Annotated in this window: 22 protein-coding genes and 1 tRNA gene; 12 read left to right on the top strand and 11 right to left on the bottom strand. The window is 69.3% G+C overall.

Features of this window, described 5'->3' with window-relative positions; genetic code table 11:
* Positions 1-54 precede the first annotated feature (54 nt).
* The 6 genes from DI005_RS04110 to DI005_RS04085 form a co-directional block, all read right to left on the bottom strand.
* Positions 55-144: transfer RNA gene (locus tag DI005_RS04110), tRNA-Ser, on the bottom strand.
* Positions 145-180: 36 nt separating this feature from the next.
* On the bottom strand, positions 181-840 hold the full coding sequence (locus DI005_RS04105) for a GNAT family N-acetyltransferase (RefSeq protein ID WP_113641294.1): 660 nt from the start codon (positions 838-840) through the stop codon (positions 181-183).
* Between the two features lie 31 nt (positions 841-871).
* Positions 872-2,233 (bottom strand): HNH endonuclease signature motif containing protein, encoded by a 1,362-nt coding sequence (locus DI005_RS04100; RefSeq protein ID WP_158559773.1) that lies wholly within the window; start codon positions 2,231-2,233, stop codon positions 872-874.
* A 57-nt stretch (positions 2,234-2,290) separates the two neighbouring features.
* On the bottom strand, positions 2,291-3,172 hold the full coding sequence (locus tag DI005_RS04095; RefSeq protein ID WP_113641292.1) for a sigma-70 family RNA polymerase sigma factor: 882 nt from the start codon (positions 3,170-3,172) through the stop codon (positions 2,291-2,293).
* Between the two features lie 53 nt (positions 3,173-3,225).
* Positions 3,226-3,750, bottom strand: a complete 525-nt coding sequence (locus tag DI005_RS04090; RefSeq protein ID WP_233519982.1) for a TetR/AcrR family transcriptional regulator — start codon at positions 3,748-3,750, stop codon at positions 3,226-3,228.
* A 248-nt stretch (positions 3,751-3,998) separates the two neighbouring features.
* Positions 3,999-5,420: a selenium-binding family protein gene (locus DI005_RS04085; RefSeq protein ID WP_112265087.1), complete on the bottom strand. Its 1,422-nt coding sequence runs from the start codon at positions 5,418-5,420 to the stop codon at positions 3,999-4,001.
* A gap of 129 nt (positions 5,421-5,549) precedes the next feature.
* Here DI005_RS04085 and DI005_RS04080 point away from each other — a divergent pair, with 129 nt between their 5' ends.
* Positions 5,550-7,400: a transketolase gene (locus tag DI005_RS04080; RefSeq protein ID WP_113641291.1), complete on the top strand. Its 1,851-nt coding sequence runs from the start codon at positions 5,550-5,552 to the stop codon at positions 7,398-7,400.
* Positions 7,401-7,440: 40 nt separating this feature from the next.
* Here DI005_RS04080 and DI005_RS04075 read toward each other — a convergent pair whose 3' ends face one another.
* Complete coding sequence (locus tag DI005_RS04075) at positions 7,441-7,899, bottom strand: hypothetical protein (protein ID WP_112265083.1); 459 nt, start codon at positions 7,897-7,899, stop codon at positions 7,441-7,443.
* A gap of 72 nt (positions 7,900-7,971) precedes the next feature.
* Here DI005_RS04075 and DI005_RS04070 point away from each other — a divergent pair, with 72 nt between their 5' ends.
* The 8 genes from DI005_RS04070 (at position 7,972) to DI005_RS04035 (ending at position 16,134) form a co-directional block, all read left to right on the top strand.
* Complete coding sequence (locus DI005_RS04070; RefSeq protein WP_112265081.1) at positions 7,972-9,147, top strand: GAF domain-containing protein; 1,176 nt, start codon at positions 7,972-7,974, stop codon at positions 9,145-9,147.
* Positions 9,148-9,217: 70 nt separating this feature from the next.
* Positions 9,218-9,838 (top strand): response regulator transcription factor, encoded by a 621-nt coding sequence (locus DI005_RS04065; RefSeq protein WP_113641290.1) that lies wholly within the window; start codon positions 9,218-9,220, stop codon positions 9,836-9,838.
* 150 nt (positions 9,839-9,988) lie between these two features.
* Complete coding sequence (locus tag DI005_RS04060) at positions 9,989-10,798, top strand: ABC transporter ATP-binding protein (RefSeq protein WP_112265077.1); 810 nt, start codon at positions 9,989-9,991, stop codon at positions 10,796-10,798.
* Positions 10,795-11,577, top strand: coding sequence for an ABC transporter ATP-binding protein (locus DI005_RS04055; protein ID WP_112265075.1), 783 nt, complete (start codon positions 10,795-10,797; stop codon positions 11,575-11,577). The genes DI005_RS04060 and DI005_RS04055 overlap by 4 nt, the downstream gene beginning before the upstream one ends.
* Positions 11,577-12,455 carry a branched-chain amino acid ABC transporter permease gene (locus tag DI005_RS04050; RefSeq protein ID WP_112265073.1) on the top strand — a complete coding sequence of 293 codons (879 nt, stop codon included), beginning with the start codon at positions 11,577-11,579 and terminating at the stop codon, positions 12,453-12,455. The genes DI005_RS04055 and DI005_RS04050 overlap by 1 nt, the downstream gene beginning before the upstream one ends.
* Positions 12,448-13,611: a branched-chain amino acid ABC transporter permease gene (locus tag DI005_RS04045; RefSeq protein ID WP_113641289.1), complete on the top strand. Its 1,164-nt coding sequence runs from the start codon at positions 12,448-12,450 to the stop codon at positions 13,609-13,611. Before DI005_RS04050 ends, DI005_RS04045 begins: the two co-directional genes overlap by 8 nt.
* A complete protein-coding gene (locus DI005_RS04040; RefSeq protein WP_113641288.1) occupies positions 13,608-14,861 on the top strand; it encodes an ABC transporter substrate-binding protein in 1,254 nt (417 codons plus the stop codon). Before DI005_RS04045 ends, DI005_RS04040 begins: the two co-directional genes overlap by 4 nt.
* A 151-nt stretch (positions 14,862-15,012) precedes the next feature.
* On the top strand, positions 15,013-16,134 hold the full coding sequence (locus tag DI005_RS04035) for a 5-methyltetrahydropteroyltriglutamate--homocysteine S-methyltransferase (RefSeq protein ID WP_113641287.1): 1,122 nt from the start codon (positions 15,013-15,015) through the stop codon (positions 16,132-16,134).
* Positions 16,135-16,137: 3 nt separating this feature from the next.
* On the opposite strand, the gene DI005_RS04030 is transcribed toward DI005_RS04035, so the two are convergent.
* Positions 16,138-16,803 (bottom strand): TrkA family potassium uptake protein, encoded by a 666-nt coding sequence (locus DI005_RS04030; protein WP_112265068.1) that lies wholly within the window; start codon positions 16,801-16,803, stop codon positions 16,138-16,140.
* Entirely contained in the window at positions 16,796-18,100 is a 1,305-nt protein-coding gene (locus tag DI005_RS04025) for a TrkH family potassium uptake protein (RefSeq protein ID WP_233519992.1), read from the bottom strand. The genes DI005_RS04030 and DI005_RS04025 overlap by 8 nt, the downstream gene beginning before the upstream one ends.
* A gap of 171 nt (positions 18,101-18,271) precedes the next feature.
* On the opposite strand from DI005_RS04025, the gene DI005_RS04020 reads away from it, so the two are divergent.
* Entirely contained in the window at positions 18,272-19,069 is a 798-nt protein-coding gene (locus DI005_RS04020) for an IclR family transcriptional regulator (protein ID WP_112265067.1), read from the top strand.
* Positions 19,070-19,163: 94 nt separating this feature from the next.
* Positions 19,164-20,342, top strand: coding sequence for a 4-hydroxybenzoate 3-monooxygenase (locus DI005_RS04015; protein ID WP_113641286.1), 1,179 nt, complete (start codon positions 19,164-19,166; stop codon positions 20,340-20,342).
* Positions 20,343-20,429: 87 nt separating this feature from the next.
* Here DI005_RS04015 and gndA read toward each other — a convergent pair whose 3' ends face one another.
* Positions 20,430-21,869: an NADP-dependent phosphogluconate dehydrogenase gene (gene gndA / locus DI005_RS04010; RefSeq protein ID WP_112265065.1), complete on the bottom strand. Its 1,440-nt coding sequence runs from the start codon at positions 21,867-21,869 to the stop codon at positions 20,430-20,432.
* Positions 21,870-21,935: 66 nt separating this feature from the next.
* On the opposite strand from gndA, the gene DI005_RS04005 reads away from it, so the two are divergent.
* On the top strand, positions 21,936-22,805 hold the full coding sequence (locus DI005_RS04005) for a helix-turn-helix transcriptional regulator (RefSeq protein ID WP_112265064.1): 870 nt from the start codon (positions 21,936-21,938) through the stop codon (positions 22,803-22,805).
* Here the strand turns inward: DI005_RS04005 and DI005_RS04000 are convergent.
* A complete protein-coding gene (locus tag DI005_RS04000) occupies positions 22,790-22,972 on the bottom strand; it encodes a hypothetical protein (protein WP_137095646.1) in 183 nt (60 codons plus the stop codon). The two genes, DI005_RS04005 and DI005_RS04000, sit on opposite strands and share 16 nt — an antisense overlap.
* Between the last annotated feature and the right edge of the window lie 240 nt (positions 22,973-23,212).

Here is a 23,212-nt window from a genome sequence, read left to right as displayed (position 1 = left end):
GAAACGCCGGGCGACCCGACTCTGGCGGGTGACCCGGCGTTTCGCCTGTTCAGCTGGCGGAGGATACGGGATTCGAACCCGTGAGGGCTGTTACACCCAACACGATTTCCAATCGTGCGCCTTAGGCCGCTCGGCCAATCCTCCGTGGACGAGGGTAGCAGGGGCGCCGTTGACCAGCGGTTACGGGGTCTGAGCTGCGGTGATCCCGAGTAGCGGTAGGCAGGGCTCCAGTCCCTCCACGCTCACCGGCACCCGCCTGTGCAGCTCCCAGTCCGTCCGGGACAGGCGCATCCTGTGCTCGACCGACAGCTTGCCTCGGATGGTGTGCCGCTTCCTGCCGTCGGGCCGGTATCCCAGCTTGCGGGAGACCGTCAGCGACGAGAGGTTGTGCTCGAACGCGCCCGAAGCCGCCTCCGCGGCGCCCAGCCCGGCGAACGCCAGGTGCAGAACCGCTGCCCGCATCTCGGTGCCGATTCCTTTGCCCTGGTGTGCTTTCCCGAGCCAGGATCCGGTGCTCACCTCACGGGTGACGCCGAAGTCGTGACCGTTTATCGTCTGCTGGCCGACCGGGACCCCGTCCCGGAACACGACGAGGTTCAAGGACCAGCTCTGTGGCAGCCAGTCGCCGAGCCGCAGCCAGTGATACTGGATGACCGAGCGCGCCACCGCTTCGGGCGTCTGGTCGGTCCAGGGGACCACGAACGGCATCACGCTGGGGTCGTGCACGCCCTTGGCCGCGAGCTCGCCCAGTTCGGCAAGCTCCTCCTGCGACGGCAGCCGCAGTCCGAGCCGCGGCGTTGTCAGTCGCAGCCCGACAAGCGGGAAATGCTCGGCCAGCATGCGGCCATTCTCGACGTGACCTGATGCTGCGTCATGCCTTTTTTCGCTCTGTAGTTGTCCGGCCGGCCTTGCCCGCGGCCTTGTGCTTCGTTGACGCGCGCTGGTGGCACCTGATCCGCCGCGATGGCCCCGCCCGTCTGGTCGACACGCGGTGAGCGGTGTTGCGCATGGGACGTCGTCGTGAGTCTCGCCAGGCGGGCGGGACGAACTCCGGCAACCCGTCACCTCTGTTGATGCGCACCTGCCAGTCGGTGTGGTGGAGCATGCGGTGATGTCGACCGCAGACCAGCACCATCGTGTCGATATCGGTCGGGGCGTCGCCGCGCGGCCACCAGTCGACGTGGTGGGGCGCGCACCATTTCGGGCTACGGGTGCACCCGGGGAAGGCGCACCCTCCGTCTCGCAGGGCCAGCGCTCGCCGCTGTGCCTTGGTGGCGTGCGGGCTGGAGCGACCGAGGTAGAGCACCTCTCCCGGTGCGCCGAAGATCGCCGGAACGACGTGTGACTCACAGGCCAGGCGGCGGAGCTCGTCGAGTGAGGTGATCCCTGGTACGTCGAAGATCGCCCGGAAGGTACGGTCCTCGAGGTCGTGCAGCGAGATGGTGGCGGTGAGCACAGCCCGTTCGCCGCCCTGAACGGTCAGCTCGTCGGCGCGTGACGCGGCCTCGATGATCTCGGCAAGTGCATCACCCCGGCGGCGGCTCGCACTCCGGGGATCACGGTTGCCGTGCTCGTCTCGCGGCCGAGGTTTGGCAAGCGGCGCCAACAAGCTTTGGAGGGTTGCCGCGGTCTCCCTGTCGAGGGATCCGGAGAACTCCATGTGGCCCGCACCCGAGTAGCGGTAGCGGAACTCGCGTCGTGGTGATGCCAGGTCTTCCGGCGAGGGCAACTCGGTTCGCGTCGTCCAGGAGGCGAGCAGTTCGCGCCCGGCCTTCCGGACCGTCTCCGGTGCCGCCTGCGCCGCGAGAGCGAGCAGGCTCCGTTCGGCCTCGATGCGCTCGCCGACGGTCAGTTCGGCGGGTGCCCGCGAGAAGACGGTCGTGATGTCCCGCAGGTGTTCCCGGCTGATCCGCGCGGTGGCCAGAGCGGCGCCGGTGGCGGCGAGTGGCGCCGGACGAACCTCGCCGGTGATCGTGCGGACCGGCTCGGTCGCCGCGACCTCGCGAAGCCTGGCATGAGAGTCTCGTGTGGACAGACGAAGCTCCTCCTTGAGAAAGGCGAACAGGCCGCGATAGCCGAGCTTGCGCGCCATGTCCCTGCGCTCCGCTTCGCCGAGCATCGTCAACATTCGTGAGTACTGACGGCGAAGCGTGGCTTCGCACTCGACGAGTTCCGTCGCGAGCTCGGCGTCTGTGAGCCGGCTCGGTGCGGTGAGGGTGGTTGTCGTGTCCACGTGTCTGACGATAGCGGAATGGATCGAACATGTGTTCGACACGATCGAGTGAAAGGCTCATTCGAGCACGGCGAGGTCGAGGCTCTGCAGGCGGTCCGGGTCCGCGATCACGTCGATCTCCGTGACTTTCCCGTTCGCGACGGTGAAAGCGAGGACCAGCGAGAGGCGGCCACCGGGAGCCATCACGAGGCCGACAGCGCCGTTCACCAGCGCGGGCTCGGAAGACTTGGCTCGTTCGGAGGCAAGCCGCGCGCCCCTGGCGACGTGGTGGGCGCCCCGGATGACGATGGGCTCCGGGGTCGGACCCGCCTGCCGATCGGCGTGAAGCACCACATCCGGGTCGAGCACCGCCACCAAGGCTTCCAGGTCACCGCTTCGGGAGGCGGCCAGGAACGCCTCGACCACGCTCCGCTGCCGGGCTACGTCGGCCTCGCGCGCGGTGGTGCCACCCTTCACCCGGCGGCGTGCGCGGCTCGCGAGCTGTCTTGCGGCCGTCGGAGTGCGATGGATCATGGGGCCGATCTCGTCGAAGGGCACGGCGAACATGTCGTGCAGTACGAACGCCAGCCGTTCGGCAGGAGACAGGGTGTCGAGCACGACCAGCATGGCCGTACCGACCGAGTCGGCCAGCACCGCCTCCTGTTCGGGGTCGCCTACCTCGTCGGGTTGCGCGACCTGGTCCGATGTCTGCAGCTCGAGGCTCTCCTCGCGACGCGTCCGGCGGCTGCGCAGCATGTTGAGGCATACGCGCGTGATCACGGTGGTCAACCACGCGTCGAGATTCTGGAGACCCTCGGAGTTCGTCCGGTCGAGGCGCAGCCACGTCTCCTGAACGGCGTCTTCGGCCTCGCTGAGGGAGCCGAGCATGCGGAAGGCCACGCCTCGCAGCCGACCCCGCTGCGCGTCGAATCGCTCCGCCAGCCAGGTGCCCTCGTTCATCGCTCACGATCCTCGTCCGCAGGGGTGTCACAGTGGTAGACCCCGCGGTGCGCTCAGATGTGACCGGCGACGGGATCCGGCTGCTCAGGCACCTTCGACGCGCTTGCGAGCAATCCTTCCACGAGGTGTCGTCCGTATCCTTCCGGGATGGGCAGGTCGAATAGTGTGCGCAGCGTCAGCGGTGCCAGGATCCGGTCGAGTACCTGATCGGGTGTAGGCGGGTTCTCCTGTCGCTGGCCGGCGCGGTCGAGCACGGTCGTGATGTCACCGAAATGCCGCAGAACGTCCCGCGCGTGACCGGGGCTGTCGTCGGCGGTCGTGAGGGTGCGAAGCAGGGCGCGGCCCTCCGGTGTGCCCAGGTTGTGTTCGACGTCCGCGATCCAGTCCAGCAGGTCGCCGCGGAGCGAGCCCGTGTCCGGGGTTGACGAGTTTCTGCGCAGGTGAGCCGCCGTGGCGTCCAGTACGAGCTGGTCGCGAGTGCCCCACCTCCGATAGATGCTGGTGGGATTCACACCTGCCTCGTGTGCCACGGCGCTGATCGTGATGTCCAGATCGCCGCGGGAGATCAGGTCGACCACGGCCCGATGAACCGAAGCGACCACTCGTGCGCTGCGTCCACCTGGGCGTGGGGTCGACATGTGGGCAGCTTAAAGCAATAGGTGTTGCCTTTGCCGTGGCGGCACGCTAGCCTCCCCTTAAAGCAAGAGTCATTGCTTTAAGGGGAGGCGAAGATGACTCACTGGGAAGTAGGCGACGGCTCGTGCCCGTGTCGTGTTCCGATGTCGCCCGGGTGCTGCGAGCGAATCGTTCCTCCCTGAGTTCGTGGTCAGCGGAAGCAGTAGGAGTCTGACGACGCGTCGCCGCCCTGTAGCCGCACCTGATGTGCGCGCAGGCCGCGGAACTCGTTGCCGTGTGGGAAGAACCGGTCATCGATGGTCAAGCCACCGCCGCTGTCCGGATCGGTGTCGATCTTGGCGAACCAGGCGCCGACACCATCCGGGTAGAACTGGTCATCCCACGAGCCATACAGCGAGTTGGTCACGTAGATCCGCTGTCCGTCACGGCTGACCTCCACCATCTGTGGACCGCCCGCGAGCGACTCGTCCTTTGCGGACGGATGCGGAACGCGTCCGACGATGCCGCCGAGCCGGACGGACCCGGCCTCGCGCGGGTTCGTGGGGTCGCTGACGTCGTACTGCTTCAGCTCGCCCGTGCCCCAGCACGACACGTAGAGGAAGCGGTCGTCCACGGACAGGTTGATGTCCGAGACGAGCGGTGGCACTGCGCCGAAGGGCTTCAGCGCCGGCGGGAGCAGTTCGGGGTCAGCCGGTTCCGCCGGGATTGTGATCACCTTGTCGGCACGCCAGGTGGCGCCGTCGAGGTACCACCGCCAGACGGATGCCGATAGGTCTTCGGTACTGACGACCACGCCGACGAAGCCCCACGTCGCCTCGGGATCGTGCGAGGGACGCAGCTCCAGCACCATCTGGTGTTGCGCGCCGAGGTCGACCTGCTGGATATGACTGCCCTTGGCGAGGTCCCAGAAATGCAGACAGTGGCCGTACTTGTTGCCCAGCAGCAGATCCGGGTTGATGCCGTCTTCGATCATCGACGGCGTGCCCCATTCGGAGGTGATGGCGATGTTCTGATTGAGATGCCACCATGCGTCGTAGGCCAGGTACTGAGGGCCGCGATCCGTTTCCCAGGCGCGCAACACATCGAAGGTGTCGTGGTCGAGCAGCGCGATCCCGCCGGGGCCGTCGGCCCCGTTGGCGCCACCAAGGCATGACAGGAAGATGCCGTCGGGGCCGCAGTGCAGGGTGTGCGGCCGGGAATAGCCGGCCTTGTTGGCGAGCTCGCCGGCTTCAACCGTGCGTACGAGTGCCGGTTGCCGGGGGTCGGGTTTCGTGTCGAAAACGTGGATGTTGGACGAGCGGAGACCGGGAAGGAGGAGATAGCGGCGTTCCAGTCCGTCCGTATGGTGGCCTGCGTGCGCGAACGCACTGCTGCAGGCATTCCAGCCGAAGTGGTGTAGCTCGTCACCCCGTGTGGGCAGGTCGGCCCAGCCGACGATTTCGCCGTACGTATCGGAGTGCGGGTCGGTGTCCACCACGGTGAGTGCGTCCGGTCGTTCCGCCGTTCGGTCGAACGCGACGACGTAGGCGAGGCGCTCGGGCGGTGCCGCGATGGCGTCAGCTGGGCTGCGGTAGAAGGTCGGGTCGATGTCGTGACCGTTGGCGTGAGGCATGGCTCGTCTCCTCGCTGAGACGTCGGAAGCTTCAGCCTCTCCGTGAGGAGGGCTGCTGTCTAGGCCGGTGCAAAACTTGGCCCGGCTCCGGTGGCGTTTTCGCTCCGTCGGCTCGGGTACTCGCGGGCCATGGCGGCGACGACCCTCGACGTGGAGCAGTTGACTGAGCTCGGCCGGCAACTTCGCGTGGACGCGGTGAGGGCCGCTGCGGCGGCCGGCTCCGGGCATCCCACGTCGTCGATGTCGGCGGCGGACCTGATGGCGGTGCTGCTGGGCAGACACCTGCGGTACGACTTCGCGGAAACCCAGAATCCGGGAAATGATCATCTGATCTTCTCGAAGGGGCATGCGTCCCCGCTGTTGTACGCGATGTACGTCGCGGCGGGGGCCGTCTCCGACGACGAGCTGCTGACTTACCGCAGGGCGGGCAGCAGGCTGGAAGGGCATCCGACTCCGCAGTTGCCGTGGGTCGACGTGGCGACCGGGTCGCTTGGTCAGGGACTGCCCATCGGCGTCGGCCTCGCCATCTCGGGCCGGCACCTCGAACGGCGGGACTTTCGTGTGTGGGTGCTGTGCGGAGACAGCGAGCTCGCCGAGGGATCGATGTGGGAGGCGTTCGAGCACGCCGGCCACGCCGGGCTCGGCAACCTCGTCGCGATCGTGGACGTCAACCGGCTCGGGCAACGCGGGCCGACCCGCCACGGCTGGGACACGCAAGCCTATGCGCGAAGGATCGGGTCGTTCGGCTGGCACACGATCGAGATCGATGGCCACGACATCGACCAGATCGATCGTGCCTACGCCGAGGCGATCGGCACCACCTCCCGGCCCACGGCGATCCTTGCCCGTACGCGAAAGGGCAGCGGTGTCGCGGCAGTCGAGGACAGGGAAGGGCAGCACGGGAAACCGGTGCCGGACGCCGAGGCGGCGATCGCGGAGCTCGGTGGCAGGCGGTCGATGCGGGTCGAGGTGACGGCACCGAACGGGGAGCGCGAACGGCTGAGGCCGGACACGGGGTCGCTGCGGCTGCCGGAGTACGAGCAAGGTGACGAGGTGGCCACCCGGACCGCGTTCGGCGAAACCCTCGCGGCGCTCGGCAAGGCCCGCTCCGATGTCGTGGCTTTGGACGGCGAGGTCGGGGATTCCACTCGCAGCAGGTACTTCGAGGAGGTGCGACCGGAGAGATTCATCCAGTGCTACATCGCCGAACAGCAGATGGTCGCGGCGGCGGTCGGACTGCAGGTGCGGGGATGGACGCCGTACGTGGCGACATTCGCTGCGTTCCTGAGCCGGGCCGCGGACTTCCTGCGCATGGCGACGGTCAGCGGAGCGAGGCTGTGCGTGGTGGGTTCGCACGCCGGGGTCTCGATCGGGCCCGACGGCCCATCGCAGATGGGCCTCGAGGACTTGGCGTTCTTCCGCGCGTTGTGGCGGAGCACGGTGCTGTACCCGTGCGATGCGAACCAGACTGCACACCTGACGGCGGCGATGGCGGACCTCTCCGGGGTCAGCTATCTCCGCACCACCCGCGGGGAGACGCCGGTGCTGTACGGGCCGGCCGAATCGTTCCCGGTCGGTGGCAGCAAGGTCTTGAGGTCGTCGCCGGGTGATCGACTGACGATCGTGGCCGCAGGGGTCACGGTGCACGAGGCGCTGCTCGCCGCAGACCGGCTCGCCGACCTCGGCGTCGCGGTGCGGGTGATCGACCTGTACTCCGTCAAACCGGTCGATGTCGCCACGTTGCAGCAGGCGGCGGCGGACACGGGCCGCGTTCTGACCGTGGAGGACCACTGGCCGCAGGGCGGGCTGGGTGATGCGGTCTTCGACGCGTTCACCCGGGTCACCTGCGTGCCCCGGCTGGCGAAGCTCGGCGTGCTGGCGATGCCGGGGTCGGCGTCGCCGGTGGAGCAGCGGCAGCACGCGGGCATCGACTCGACGGCGATCGTCGAGGCGGCGCACGAACTGCTGCTGGACAGCTGACGGGGGCCTACTCCGTGGCAGAGCTGACGGGTGTGGGTGCCTACTCCGTGGCGCGGAAGGTGGCCGCGGTGACGAGGCCGTAGGCCACGTGTGGGACCACGTCGCTGAGCCAGTCGTCGGCGCTCCACCGGCGAGGGTCCGTGATGCCGAGGACAGTCATGGGCCCGGCCCCCGCGACCATGGCCGCCCCTGTGGCGGCGAGCGCGCCGACCAGCAGCGGGGGTCGCCAGCCGAGCCCGCGCAGGGCGCCGTAGGCCGCACCGACCGTCGTACCGGTCAGCGCACCCAGCAGGGAGCCCAGGCCCGACAACCGGCTCTGTCGTGTCTCGCCCCTGCCGGGCACCTGTACGCCGACGGTCGCCGCGAGCTTCTCGACGGATCGCTCGGGTGTGCTGCTGGCCTGCCTGCCGCGTACCGCCATGTCCAGGTAGGTGGTGGCGTTGAGCGCGGTGACCCCGGCGGCGCCTGCGGCGAGTCCGCGCGCGATGGACCTCAACATGTGAGCCGGATACCCGAGGTGGGCCCCGGGTAACAGGACATCGGGAGGTGGTTTCAGACATATAGTTGCCTCGTGGCTGCGGAGCAGCGGAACGCGAGGGAGCGGGTCGTCGAGCAGAGCAATGCGCTCGACGGGCTCCTTCGCGAGCGCGACGGCCTGCTCACCGTGCTCGACCGCGTGGTCGCCCTGCACGGCACCGCCCGGCTCATCCGGGAGCGGCTCGGCGCGGACTTCGGGTTCGTCGCCGACCTGGACGGGCCCGACCAGGCCGTCATCCGGTGGCTCGCCGGAAACCGGACCGACCAGCTGCACAACCTGATCGTGCCGGTGGGCCAGGGCATCGGTGGTCGCGTGCTCGCGCTCGGCCAGCCCGTGCGCGTGAGCGACTACGTCAGCTCGCCCACGATCACACACCAGTTCGACGCCCAGGTCCGCGGGGAAGGGCTCGGCGGGATGCTCGCGGTGCCGATCATCAGCAGGTTCGGGGACAAGGAGAAGACGGTCGCCGTCGCCTACGCCGCGATGCGCAAGGCCGCCGACTTCGGGGACGCGGCCGTGCTCAAGCTGGAAGGCATCGCCGACCGGGCCGCCACGGCGCTGCACCTCGCGGGGCTGGCCGAGTCGAGCACGGCGGACGCGGTCACGGCCGAGCGGCAGCGGATGCAGAGCGCGCTGCACGACTCCGTCGGTGCCCTGCTGTTCTCGATCGGGGTGCAGGTCAGGGACCTGCACGAGGCGATCCGGGACAACCCGGCCCTCGACGTGCGGCTGCAGCGGCTGGAGTCCGACGTCTCCGCCGCGTCGAGCGCATTGCGTGAGTCGCTGCTCGCTCTCGCCGACACCACGCCCGAACGGGCCTTGCCGGTCGAGCTCGCCGAGTACACCCGGTCGTTCGAGGCGCGTACCGGTGTGCCGGCGCGGTTCGTCCAGCTGGCGCCCGTGCCGCCAATGGACGCCGAGCGCACCGCGCTGCTCGTCGCCGTGGTGCGGGAGGGCCTGCTCAACGTGGAGAAACACGCCAGGGCGTTCTCGGTGGTGGTGAGTCTGGGCCCGTGCGACGGCGGTGTGCAGGTGGTGGTCGCCGACGACGGCACCGGAGAACCCGCCGAGCCCGGTGCCAGCACCGGCATGGGTGTGCGGTCGCTCGCGGAGCGGGCCGTGCGTGCGGGCGGCCGGGTGAGCCTCGTCCGGGACGAGGACGGTGGGTGCACTCTGCGCGCCTGGCTGCCGGACGTGGAGGCACGGTGAGCGACCATTGCGAAGCCCCGCGCGCCGGTGCCGGCCGGGAACGGGTGTCCCGCGGGGCACGGGAGGTGCGGTGAGTTCCACGGTCCTGGTGGTCGACGACCACCCCGTCGTGCGCGACGGCGTCACAATGCTGCTGCGCTCGGATCCGTCGCTCGCGATCGTCGGCTCCGCGGAGTCCGGGCATGCGGCGATCGAGCGCGTCGCCGAGCTGTGCCCGGACCTCGTGCTGCTCGACCTGCGGTTGCCCGACATGCTCGCGCCAGAGGTGATCGCGGGGCTGCGGCGCGAGCACCCGCGCGCCAAGATCGTGGTCTTCACCGCACACGGCGATCACCAGGGTGTGGTCGCCGCCCTGGAGGCCGGCGCGAACGGCGGGTTGCTCAAGGACGTCGCGGGCACCGATCTCACCGCGGCGTTGCGCAGGGTGCTGCACGGCGAGCGGGTGGTCGACCCCCGGATCATGCCCGACGACGGCGAGCGGTCCAACGCGCTCGCCCGCAGCGGGCTCACTCGCCGTGAGTACGAGGTGCTCCGCCTGGCCGCCCAGGGCAAGACCAACCCGGAGATCGCACAGGCGACCGGGCTGACGCGCAACACCGTCAAGACCTACCTGCAGTCCGCGCTGCACAAGCTCGGTGCGCGCAACCGTGTCGAGGCGATCGGGAAGGCAAGCGAAGCTGGCCTGTTGTGACCAGGCCGTATCCGGTTCGTTGCTGTTTACCTCTCCAAGTGGGGGTGTGCGTTTCAAACCGGCCCACGCAGGATAGCCGCCACTGGTAGTGACCTGAGTCACACGACCGGAGGTCCTGATGGGCAACGACGCCCCGAAGCGGGAGACGCCGTGTTAACCGTGCGTGACCTCACGGTCCGTTACGGCCGTTCGGTTGCCGCGCTGCACGGTGTCGACCTCGACGTTCCAGACGACGGCGTGCTGGCCGTGCTCGGCGGCAACGGCGCCGGGAAGTCCACCCTCCTGCGGACCATCTCCGGCACGCTGCGGATGCACCGTGGCACCGTCGCCGGGGGCGAGGTGCGCTACGGCAACCGCCGCATCGATCAGCTGGATCCCGCCGCGATCGTCGGCCTCGGCGTGGTCGGCGTCCCCGAGGGCAGGCAGGTCTTCGCCAGGATGACCGTCGCCGAGAACCTGCGTGCCGGGGCGATCGGTGCTCCCGCGTCAAAGCGGGCGGAGGCCCAGCGGCGCGTGCACGACCTGTTCCCCGTGCTCGCCGAACGCGCGAGCCAGCGCGCGGGCCTGCTTTCCGGCGGCGAGCAGCAGATGCTCGCCATCGGCAGGGCGCTGATGTCCGGTCCCCGCCTGCTGCTGCTCGACGAGCCCTCGCTCGGGCTCGCGCCCCGGATCGTCCAACGCATCGGCGCGACCATCCGCGAGATCCACGAGCAGGGCACCGCTGTGGTCCTCGTCGAGCAGAACGCCGTGATGGCGCTCGACGTCTCCGACCACGCCGTGGTGCTCGAGGTGGGCGGTATCGCCCTCGCGGGCACCGCCGCCGAGCTGTCGGCGAGCGAGGACGTACAGCGGCTTTACCTGGGCGGGCACGCCGAATCGGATGCCGCGGCCGAGCGGCAGGTCGCGGAGGCACGCAGGCAACGCGCGGGCGTTCGCCGGTTGTCGAGGTGGGGCGGATGACCGCGCCGGAACTCCTCGTGCGGGACGTGACGCTCCGCTTCGGCGGGCTCTACGCACTCGACGACGTGTCCCTCACCGTCGAGCCGGGCTCGCTGCACGCGCTCATCGGACCGAACGGCGCCGGGAAGTCCAGCTGCTTCAACGTCATCAGCGGGCTCTACCGCGCCAACGAGGGCAGCGTGACCTTCGGCGAGCACGACCTTTCCCACACTCGCCCGCACCGGCTGGCCCGCCTGGGCATCGGCAGGTCGTTCCAGAACGCCGCGCTGTCGCCGCACTCCACGGTGCTCGACAACGTGATGCTCGGCCGGTTCGCCCTCACCCACGGCGGCTTCCTCTCCTGCGGGCTTCGCCTGCCCTGGACGCGTCGTGAGGAGCGCAAGCACGCCGAGCGTGCCGCCGAGATCTGCGCCTTCCTGGGCATCGGCGCGGAACTGCACCAGCCCGTCGGCTCCCTGCCCTACGGCATCGTGAAACGGGTCGACCTCGCGCGAGCTCTGGCCGTCGAGCCGTCCTTGCTGTTGCTCGACGAACCGGCCGCCGGGACGAACGCGGCTGAGACCGCCGAACTGGCCAGCACGATCCACGACATCCGCGACGAGCTGGGCATCTCGATCCTTCTCGTCGAGCACGACATGGGCCTGGTGATGGGCATCGCCGACCGCGTGACCGTGCTCGACTTCGGCCGGGTCATCGCGGACGGCACTCCCGCCGAGGTGCAGGCCGATCCCGAAGTCATCAGGGCCTACCTGGGCAGCGAGAACGCGGAGGCCGGCTAGTGGAGACATTCGTCCAGCTCATCGTGAACGGCCTCGGCAAGGGCGCCGTGTTCGCGCTGCTCGCCCTCGGCTTCGTGATCATCTTCAAGGCGACCGAGGTGGTCAACTTCGCGCACGGCTCCCTCGTGCTGTTCGGCGGCTACCTCGTCGTGACCCTGCGCGAGAGCATCGGCTGGGCCGGAGCCGCGATCGTCGGCGTTGTCGGCGCCGGGCTGCTCGCCCTGGCGGTCGAGCGGCTGCTGCTGTCGCGCTCGAAACTCGCCGACCCGTTCAGCCTCGCCCTGCTGACCATCGGCGTCGACGTGATCGTCACCGAGGAGATCGTGCGAAGGCTCGGGGTCTCGTTGCCGTTCATCGGCGACGCCTGGGACGCCCAGCCGGTCCAGGTCGGCGGCATCACGCTCTTCCGCACGCACCTCGTGGCACTCGTCGTGGCGACCGTGCTGATCACGCTCTTCTTCCTCGCGTTCCGGTACTCGAACTGGGGCATCGCGATGCGCGCCCAGGCGGAGAACAAGGAGGCCGCCGCGCTCGTGGGCATCCGCAGCGGGAGGGTGACGGCGACCGCGTGGCTCGTCGCCGGGCTGCTTGCCGGTGTCGCCGTGCTGTTCATCGCCACGCAGGACTTCTCGGGAGCCGGCCTCTCCAGGGGCACGCACTCGATCGCGCTCGCCGCTTTCCCCGCGGCCATCCTCGGTGGGCTCGACTCCACGGCCGGCGCCGTGGTCGGCGGCATCACCGTCGGGCTGGTCGACGCGCTCGCGACCCACTACGTGTCCTTCGCCTTCGCCAAGAGCGCCGTGTTCCTGGTGATGCTCGTCGTGCTCGTGGTGCGACCGTCCGGCCTCTTCGGGACGAGGGAGACCATCCGTGTCTGACATCGCGACCAAAACGCCGCCCGAGGCGCCCGAGCGGGCACCGAGCCCGAAGCCGCGCCGCGACGCGCTGTGGTGGGTCCGGAAGGCGCTGTGGCTCGCGGTCCTGCTCCTGGCGCTCGCTCTGCCGCTCTACCTCGAGGCCGAATGGCTGAAGGCCGGCCAGTACATGATGGTCGGCGCCGTCGGCGCGATCGGGCTGACGCTGCTCACCGGCCAGGCGGGTCAGCTGTCGCTCGCGCACGCGTTCTTCCTGCTCGCCGGTGGCACGGCGTACACGGTGCTGGCGGGGCCGACCGGAGATCCGGAACTGGTGGGCTTCGGCCTCGACCCGCTGCTGGCCCTCCTCGGCGCGATCGCGATCTGCGCGTTGCTCGGCCTCGCCTTCGCTCCCGTCGCGGGCCGGTTGCGCGGCATCTACCTCGGCGTGGCCTCTCTCGCACTGGTGTTCCTCGGGCTGTACTTCGGGCAGGCCGCCGAGAACCTCACCGGCGGCACCTCCACGGGCCGCCCGCCCGCCGAGTTCTCACTGTTCGGCTTCCCGTTCTCCAACGAAGGCGACCTGGAGATCCTCGGTGTGCCCATCCGCGCGACCGAACGGGTCTGGTACCTGTTCCTCGCCCTCACCGTCATCGCGTTCCTGCTGGCGCGCGGCGCGGTCGGCGGCCGCGTCGGTCGCGCGTGGCGCGCGGTGCGGGACAACGAGCCCTCGGCCGCGGTGATGGGCGTGAGCGTCTGGCGGGCCAAAGCGGGTGCGTTCGCGGTGTCCTCCGCCTACGCCGGGCTCGCCGGCGTGATGACGGTGCTCTGGTTCGACCTGCTCAAGCCCGACGAGAGCGAGTTCGGCACCTACGGGATCAACGTGTCGATCGCCTACCTCGCCATGATCATCATCGGCGGCCTCGGCTCCGTTCCCGGCGCGCTCGTCGGCGCGCTGCTCGTGAACGGCCTGCCGCAGGTGCTCGCCCTCTACTCGACCGAGCTCGGCTGGTCCACGGGTACCGGCGAGCACGCGTTCACGCCCATCTTGATCAGTTCTTTCGTCTACGGCGCGGCGATCATCCTCGTCGTGCTCTTCGAGCCCGGGGGACTCGCCGCGATCGGCCGCAGGATCGCCGGTCGCCTGAGTGGGAAACAGCGGGAAAGGAAAGGCACATGAAGCGAATACTCGCGTTGGCGTGCGCCTCGGCGCTGGCAGTGGCCGCCTGCGGCACCAAGGGCGGCGGATCGGAGGAGACCGGAGAGGGCGCGGGCGGTGTGCAGGCCGGGGTCGGCGTGACCGACTCCGAGATCACGCTCGGCGTCATGACCGACCAGACAGGTCCGTTCAAGAACCTCTCGACGGGCATCACGCACGGCAACGAGCTGTGGGTGAAGGACGTCAACGCCTCCGGCGGCGTGTGCGGTAGGCAGATCAAACTGGAGATCGTCGACCACGGGTACAAGGCCGACACCGCGAAGACCCTCTACCCGCAGATCGAGCCCAAGGTCGCCGGGTTCGTCCAGGTCGTCGGCTCGCCGATCATGGCGGCGCTGAGCAGCGACCTCGAGTCCGACGAGGCGACCGTGACGCCCGCGTCCTGGTCGTCAGAGCTGCTCGGCAACCCCTACGTGATGGTGGTGGGCACGACGTACGACGTCGAGATGATCGACGGCCTCTCCTACCTGGAGGAGCAGGGCAAGATCAAGGACGGCGACACGGTCGGGCACATCTACATCGACGGCGAGTACGGCGCCAACGGCCTGCGCGGCGCGCGGCACTACGCGCAGCAGCACGACCTGAACCTGCGCGAGGTCAAGATCACCTCCAGCGACAACGACCTCACCAACATCGTCACCGGATTCAAGGGTGAGGGGGTTAAGGCGATCCTGCTGACCACCACGCCGACCCAGACCGGTTCGGTCGCCGCAGCGAACGAGGCGCTCGGGCTCAACGTGCCGATCCTGGGCAACAACCCGACGTTCGACCCGCTGCTGCACGACAGCCCCGCCGCGGGCGCGCTCGACAAGCTGTACGTGGTGGCGAGCAGCGTGCCCTTCTCCGCCGACATCCCGAAGATGAAGGAGGTCGCGGGCAAGTACGAGAAGGCTGGCTACAGCGAGCCGCCGAACGCGGGCGTGCCGTACGGCTACGCCGTTGCCGAGGTGTGGGGTGCGGTGCTGCGCAAGGCCTGTGAGAACAAGGACCTCACGCGGGCCGGCATCCACAAGGCGCTGCAGGAGACCACGTCCGCCGACACGGGCGACCTCGTGGCGAAGCTGGACTTCTCGCAGCCGGGCGCACCGGCGACGAGGCAGGTGTACGTCGCGCAGCCGGACGCGTCGGTGCCGGGCGGCATGAAGTACGTCAAGCCGCTCTTCGAGTCTCCGGAGGCCAAGGACTACCAGGCTCCCCACCAGGGAGGCTGACCTGATGCGGTGAAGGCCACCTTCGCTGCGCCCGCCGCTGCGTTCGATCCCACGCAGCACGGGTGGCCTTCACCGCGGGCGGGATTCCATCTGCCGGAAAGGGGGCTGTTCGGCTGTTGATGGGGTCGGCACGACGTGTGAGGATTCGGCAATGAGTCAGCGTTCGACACCTCCGTTTCGCGCCGACCACGTAGGCAGCCTGTTGCGGCCCGCCGAGTTGCACCGCGCTCGCGAACAGGCCGCGCGGGGCGCCATCACTCGCGACGAGCTCAAGGCCGTCGAGGACGACGCCATCCGCCGCGTCGTCGACCTCCAGCGCAAGGTGGGCCTGCGGTCCGCCACCGACGGGGAGTTCCGGCGCGCCTCGTGGCACATGGACTTCATCTACCAGCTCGACGGCATCTCGCAGAGCGACGAGCGCCTGCACGTCAAGTTCCACAACGCCGCGGGGGACCTGGAGTTCAGCCCGCCTGGCCTGCAGGTGGACGGCAAGGTCGGCCTGAGCGGGACGATCTTCGGCAAGCACTTCTCGTACCTGAAGTCCATTGTGGACCCCGGGGTGACGCCGAAGCTGACCATCCCCTCGCCCAGCATGGTCTACTACCGCGGCGGCAGGCACGCCGTCGACGAGCACGTCTACCCCGACCTGGAGGACTTCTTCGCCGACCTCGGCAACGCCTACGCGGCACAGGTCAAAGGCGTCGGCGAGCTCGGCTGCACCTACCTCCAGCTCGACGACACCAGCCTCGCCTACCTCAACGACCCCAAGCAGCGTGAGCTGGTCGCGCGCATGGGCGGCGACCCGGAAACCCTGCACCTGCGCAACATCAAGACGATGAACGCGGCCATCGCGGGCAAACCGGAGGGCATGACGATCACGACGCACCTGTGTCGGGGCAACTTCCGCTCGTCGTGGGCGGCGGAGGGCAGCTACGACTTCGTCGCCGAGGCGCTGTTCAACGAGCTGAACGTGGACGGCTACTTCCTGGAGTTCGACGACGAGCGCTCCGGCGGCTTCGAGCCGTTGCGGTTCGTGCCGAAGGGCAAGTACGTGGTGCTGGGCCTGGTGACCACCAAACGCGGCGAGCTGGAGCCGATGGAGTCGCTGGAGCGGCGCATCGAGCAGGCGGCGAAGTTCGTCGACATCGACCAGCTGTGCCTCTCGCCGCAGTGCGGGTTCTCCTCCACGGAGGAGGGCAACGACCTCACGGAGGAGCAGGAGATCCGCAAGCTGGAGCGGATCGTGGAGACGGCCGCGAAGGTGTGGGGGTAGCCATCAGGTCAGGTCCGCGAACGTCTCCACCTCGTCGCGACGGCCCGCGACCACGAGGATGTCGTGCGGGTGGATGACCGTCTCCGGCGTGGCGTAGGTGAACTCGCTGCCGGGCCGCTTGATTCCGACCACGGTGACGCCGTACTTGCTGCGCAGCCTTGTCTCCCCGAGCGGTTTGCCGAGCGCCTCCGCCGGAGCGGTCGTCTTCACGATCGCGTAGTCGTCCTCGAACTCGATGTAGTCCAGCATCCGCCCGGTCACCAGGTGCGCGACGCGCTCGCCCATGTCGTGCTCCGGCAGCACGACATGGTGGGCGCCGACGCGTTCGAGGATGCGCCCGTGCTGGCGGCTGACCGCCTTGGCCCAGATGTGCGGGATGCCGAAGTCCGCGAGCAGTGACGTCGTGAGGATGCTCGCCTCGACCTCGGTGCCGATGCCCACCACGGCGCGCTCGAACTCGGGCACGCCGAGCTGCGTCATGGCGTCGACGTCGGTGGTGTCGGCCACGGCGGCGTGGGTGAGCTCGTCGGCGTGCTTCTGCACCAGCTTGGGGTCGCTGTCGATGCCGAGCACCTCGCAGCCGCCCCTGACGAGCTCCATCGCCAGCGAGCTGCCGAACCGGCCGAGCCCGATGACGACGACGCGGCGACCCTGGTTGCGGTTAGCCAACGATCGGCCTCTCTTCCGGTAGTTCGTAGCGCCGCGACCGTTCGCGCAGGGCGAGTGCCGAGGCGAGGGTGATCGGCCCCACGCGGCCGAGGAACATCAGCAGCACGAGCACCAGATGGCCTGCCGAGCCCACGTCCGCGGTGATTCCGGTCGACATCCCCACGGTGGCGAACGCCGAGATCACCTCGAAGAGTACGACTTCCAGCCGGTACTGGGTGAGCGTGAGCAGGACCAGCGTGCCCGCCACGACGGCGCCGACGCTGAGCAGCGCGACGGCGAGCGCCTGCCGCTGCGTGCTGGCCGCGAGCCTGCGGCCCATGACGTGAACGGAGGGCTCACCGCGGATCTCGGCGTAGATCACGAACGCCAGCAACGCGAACGTGGTCACCTTGATGCCGCCGGCGGTGCCCGCGCTGCCGCCACCGATGAACATGAGAATGCTGTTGACGAGCAGTGTTCCGGACTCCAGCTGGCCGACATCGACGCTGTTGAAGCCGGCCGTCCGCGGCATGACGCCGTGGAAGAAGCCCGCGATCAGTTTGCCACCGGGGCCGAACCGGCCGAGTGTCTCCGGGTTGTTCCATTCGGCGATCGTGATCACGACGAACCCGACGAGTAGCAGCAGCCCCGAGGTGAGCACCGTGATCTTGGTGTGCAGCGACCAGCGCCGCCTGCCTGGCTCCCGGCGCCGGTGTCGCCAGATCTCCAGCCACACCGGGAAGCCCAGTCCACCGGCCAGCACCGCGATCGAGATCGGTACGCAGATCCACGCGTCGGTGGCGAACCGGGTGAGGCTGTCGGTGTAGAGCGCGAACCCGGCGTTGTTGAACGCCGACACCGCGTGGAAGACGCCGTGGTAGAGCGCCCTGCCCGGGCCGTAGTCGTAGCCGATCGCGAACCGCGCGGCGAGCACGAGGCTGGTCACGAGCTCGAACGTCAGGCTCACGAGCACGACGCCGCGCACGACGCGCCGCACATCGCCGAGGTCGAGCGCCTTCGTCTCGGCCTGCGCCGTGAGCTGCATCCGCAGCCCGAACCGGCGCGAAACCAGCAGACCGAGCAGCGAGGCGATGGTCATGATGCCGAGGCCACCCGCCTGGATGAGGCCGAGGATCACCAGCTCGCCGAACGCCGACCAGTAGGTGGGCGTGTCCACGACGGCGAGGCCCGTCACGCAGGTCGCGGAGGTGGCGGTGAACAGCGCTGTGACGAAATCCGTGCGCGTGCCGTTCTCAGCCGCTGCGGGCAGCATGAGCAGCACGGTGCCCAACGCCACCACGCCCGCGAACGCCAGCACCACGATCCGCGCGGGGTGCCGCCAAGTGGATAGGAACCGGCGAACCCGCCGCCGGCCCGAGACTCCGGCCACCGGACACTCCGTTCATTGATCACCCTCGGCGCCAAGCTAACCAGTTCCGGCCCCTGCCGCGCGGTTGCATCGGCGAGCCCGACGAAGTTGGCTGAGGGTGTGCGGCACAACGCAGGGGTCTCACCGACAGTGGTCGGTCGTGTGCTCGGCGTGCTCGACGCCTTCAGTGCCGAGCACCCAGTCCTCACCCTGTCCGAGTTGAGCCGCCGTGCGGGGCTGCCGCTGTCGACCACACACCGGCTGGTGCGCGAGCTGACCGAGCGCGGTGCCCTCGAACGCGACGCCGACGGCCGGTACCGCATCGGCCTGTGGCTGTGGGAGGTCGCCTCGCTCGCCCCGCACGGGGCGGGGCTGCGGGAGAGCGCGATGCCGTTCCTCGAGGACCTCTACGAGGCCACCCACCAGCATGTGCAACTCGCGGTGCTCGACGGGTCCGAGGTCGTGTACGTGGAGCGGATCTCCGGCCGCAACGCGGTCAGGATCCAGTCGCGGGTCGGGGGCAGGCTGCCCGTGCACGCCACGGGTGTCGGGCTGGTGCTGCTCGCCTTCGCCGTGCCGGAGTGGCAGGAACGGGTGCTCGCCTCGCCGCTCAAGCGCTTCTCGCCGAGGACGATCGCGTCGCCGGCCGAGCTGCGCCGCGTGCTCGCCAACGTCCGCCGCGACGGTTATGCGATCAGCGACGGGCAGATCGAGCCGGAGGTGCTGTCGGTCGCGGCTCCCGTCTACGGCGAGCAGGACACCGTGGTGGCCGCGTTGTCGATCGTCGTGCCGTCGGAGGGCACCGATCCGCGCACGCTCGTGCCCGCCGTCCGGGCGGCGGCGAGGGGCATCTCGCGGGCGCTCGGGGCGCCGAGGGCGGTTCGGGTCTCGGACGGCGCGCACTGGGAGACCCTCTGAAAGGCTTCCGCTCAATGGAAGCCCTGGTGGTTCCGAGCCGGGTGCACGGCGCACGCTTGGTCGCGGCAACGGCAATGACGACGTGGAGGCATCGGTGACGGACACCCAGGTGGGCATCATCGGAGCGGGACCGGCCGGCCTGGTCCTGTCGTACCTGCTGCACCTCGAGGGCATCGACGCGGTGGTGCTCGAGGCGCGCAGCCGCGAGTACGTGGAGAAGCGGGTGCGGGCAGGCGTGTGCGAGCAACCGACCGTCGAGCTGCTGCGCGAGCTCGGCGTCGGCGATCGGATGGCGGCCGAGGGGCTTCCGCACCACGGGCTGTCGCTGCGCTTCGACGGCGCCGACCACCGCATCGACCTCACCGCGCTCACCGGCAAGGCGATCACCGTCTACGGCCAGCAGGAGATCGTCAAGGACCTCATCGCGGCGCACGTCGGCAAGGGGCTGCCCATCGAGTTCGAGGTGTCCGATGTGGAACTGCACGACCTCGACACCGAGTCGCCGCGCGTGACCTACCGCGACGCCGATGGCAACGCGCGCGAACTGAACTGCGCCGTGATCGCGGGCTGCGACGGCTTCCACGGCGTGTCGAGGCCGTCGATCCCGGCCGCCGAGCTGACCGGCTACGACCACCAGTACCCGTTCGCCTGGCTCGGCGTGCTCGCGCGGACGCCGCCCTCGCACGAGGAGCTGATCTACACCCACCACGAGCGCGGGTTCGCTCTGCACAGCATGCGCTCGCCGGAGATCACCCGGCTCTACCTCCAGGTCGATCCCGCCGAGCGGATCGAGAACTGGTCCGACGACCGGATCTGGGCAGAGCTGGAACAGCGGCTGGAGACGAACGAGGGCTTCTCGCTGCGCGAGGGACCGGTGCTGGAGAAGAGCATCACGCCGATGCGCAGCTTCGTGGTGGAGCCCATGCAGTACGGCAGGTTGTTCCTCGCGGGCGACGCCGCGCACATCGTGCCGCCGACCGGCGCCAAGGGCATGAACCTCGCGATCGCCGACGTACGCAACCTCTCCCGTGCGCTTAAGGCACTGTTGCGGGACAAGGACGGCGAGCTCGCGTTGTCCTACTCGGACCGCTGCCTGCGCCGTGTCTGGCGGGCCGAGCACTTCTCCTGGTACATGACGTCGATGCTGCACACCGACCCGAACGCCGACGCGTTCCAGCGCCGGCTCCAGCTGTCGCAGCTGCGGTACACGGCGTCGTCCACCGCAGCCGCGACCAGCCTGGCCGAGAACTACGTGGGCCTGCCCTTCGAATGAGCCACCCCCTCGGCCCCGGCTGCAGTGAAGGCCACCTTCCCTGCGTTCAACGCAGGGAAGGTGGCCTTCACTGCGGTTGGGGGAGGATCAGGCCGGGCGCTCCGGGCGGGCTTCGGTGGCCCACTCGGTGTGGAAGGAGCCCTCACGATCGACTCGGCGGTAGGTGTGGGCGCCGAAGTAGTCCCGCTGGCCCTGGACGAGCGCGGCGGGCAGGCGGTCGGCCCGCAGCCCGTCGTAGTACGCCAGCGCCGTGGAGAAGCCCGGCGTCGGGATGCCGAGACGCACCGCGGTCGAGACCACCGAGCGCCACGCGTCCTGCGCGTCCTCGACGGCCTTGCGGAAGTCGCCGCTCGTGAGCAGCGTCGGCAGTCCGGGCTCGGCCTCGAAGGCGGCGCGGATGTCGTCGAGGAACTTCGCGCGGATGATGCAGCCGCCTCGCCACAGCGAGGCGACCGAGCCGAGGTCGACGTTCCAGCCGTACTCGGCGCTGCCCGCCTGGATCTGGTTGAAGCCCTGCGCGTAGGCGACGACCTTCGACGCGTACAGCGCCTGCTCCACGTCGTCGGCGAAGCGCTCGGCGTCGCTGCCCGACAGCGGCGTGCGCGACGGCCCGGCGAGCCCCTTGGTCGCGGCGCGCAGGTTCGCGTGGCCGGAAAGGGAACGCGCGAACGTCGCCTCCGCGATGCCGGTGATCGGGATGCCGAGGTCGAGTCCGATTTGGACCGTCCAGCGGCCGGTTCCCTTCTGCTCGGCCTGGTCGAGCACCACGTCGACGAACGGCTTGCCGGTGGCGGCGTCGGTGTGGGCGAGCACCTCGGCGGTGATCTCGATGAGGTACGAGTCGAGCCGCCCGGTGTTCCAGGTGCGGAAGATCTCCGCGATCTGTGCGGGTTCGTAGCCGAGCGCGCCGCGCAGGAGGTCGAAGGACTCGGCGATCAGCTGCATGTCGGCGTACTCGATGCCGTTGTGCACCATCTTCACGAAGTGCCCGGCGCCGTCGGGTCCGATGTGGGCGCAGCACGGCGTGCCGTCGACCTTGGCCGCGATGTCCTCCAGCAGCGGGCCCAGCGACTCGTAGGACTCCTTCGAGCCGCCCGGCATGATGCTCGGCCCGTGCAGCGCGCCCTCCTCGCCGCCGGAGACGCCGGTGCCGACGAAGTGCAGCCCGCGCTCACGCAGCGCCGCCTCGCGCCTGCGGGTGTCGGCGAAGTGCGCGTTGCCGGCGTCGACGATCACGTCACCGGGCTCCAGCAGCTCGGCGAACTCGTCGATCACGGCGTCCGTGGGGGCACCGGCCTTGACCATCACGACCACCTGCCGTGGCCGCTCCAGCGCGTCGACGAACTCCCTCGCCGAGTGCGCCGGGATGAATTCACCCTCGGAGCCGAACTGCTCCACCAGCTCGCGGGTGCGTTGCTCCGAACGGTTGTGCAGCGCGACGGTGTGCCCGTGCCGGGCCAGGTTCCGTGCCAGGTTCCGGCCCATCACCGCGAGGCCGGTGACGCCGATGCTCGCCTTCTTGGTCATGACCTGCACCCTACGCCGGAGAGGCGATTTCGAGTTGGGCGCCGAAAACGGTAACGTCGAGGCGCCATGGCCAGTACCGTCACCTCCCGAAGAAAGCAGCTCGGCAACGAGCTGCGGCACGCGCGCAACGCCGCGGGCCTCACGCAGCAGCGCGTGGCCGAGATCCTCGGTTGTACCCAGGGCAAGGTCAACAAGATCGAGTCGGGAGCCGTCGGGGTCAAGCTCGGCGACGTCCGGGCGATGCTCGACGCGTTCGGCATCGCGGGCGAGGAGGCCGACACCCTGCTCAACCTCGCGCGGGCCGCGGCCGGGCAGCGCGGGCACTGGTCCGGTTACCGATCCGTTGTGCCGCACTGGTTCCGCACGTTCACGGACCTGGAGCCCGCCGCCGCGGAGATCATGACGTGGCACGGCGAGCGCATTCCCGGGCCGCTGCAGTCCGAGCACTACATGCTCAAGCAGTTCACCGAGTTCGGAGCGACGGACGTCACATCACTGGTTCGCAACCGGCTCGACCGCAAGGCAGTCTTCGACCAGCAGCAGCCGCCGTACTACCGCTTCATCCTCAGCGAGTCGGCGCTGCGCAGGGCTCCCGGCGGCCGGTCACCGGCCGTGATGCTGGACCAGCTGGAGCACATGCTCGAGCTGGAGAAGCGGGCGAGGGTCTACCTACACGTGCTGCCGTTCGACGCGAAGCTGGCCTCGGTGCCCAACGACTTCACGATCATGCGGTTCCCCGACCGCACCCGGGACTTCGTCTACATCGAGCACTCGGCCGGCGGGATCTACCTCGACGACGTCAAGGACTTCCAGATCTTCGTGGACTCGTGGGACCGCCTGCGCGGCGCGGCGTTGGAGCGGCAGGAGACGCGGCAGTTCTTCAAGGAGCTGGCCGAGCACTACCGCGAGGAGCTGAACCGTCAGACGCGGCAGTAGCGCACCGAAAAGTTCGGTTCGAGGAGCCGGAGCGGGCGGGGCGGCCACACGCGGACGAAGCCGAGATCGAACCGGCGGGCGGGCTGTTCCGAGGGGGGCAGGTCGTCGTCTTTCGCAGGACCGGCCCGCTCGACACCCCTCGGTTCCAGGTCCAGTCGTACGGCCATGTCGTGCTCCATCCCCGGTCTTGCCTGTGTTGCCGATCTCTCATGAGACGGCCCCCGGATTGCGCCGGGCGCGGCCCCTATGGATAGTAATAATCCTAGTCTCAGATTAATCACGCTGTCGACCAGCTCGGCCGAACATCGCACGAATGGCGGCATCGGCCGGTGGGGATCGACTCTGGGGCATCGAGGAAGGTGTGACCCTGCGCACTCCTTCGCCGATGTCCTTCGACCGGGCACGGA

The sequence above is a fragment of the Prauserella sp. PE36 genome (genome assembly GCF_003311655.1).
GTDB classification, from domain to species: domain Bacteria; phylum Actinomycetota; class Actinomycetes; order Mycobacteriales; family Pseudonocardiaceae; genus Prauserella_A; species Prauserella_A endophytica.
Note: the sequence above shows the minus strand (reverse complement) of the source record. Positions and strands in the feature narration are given on the sequence as shown.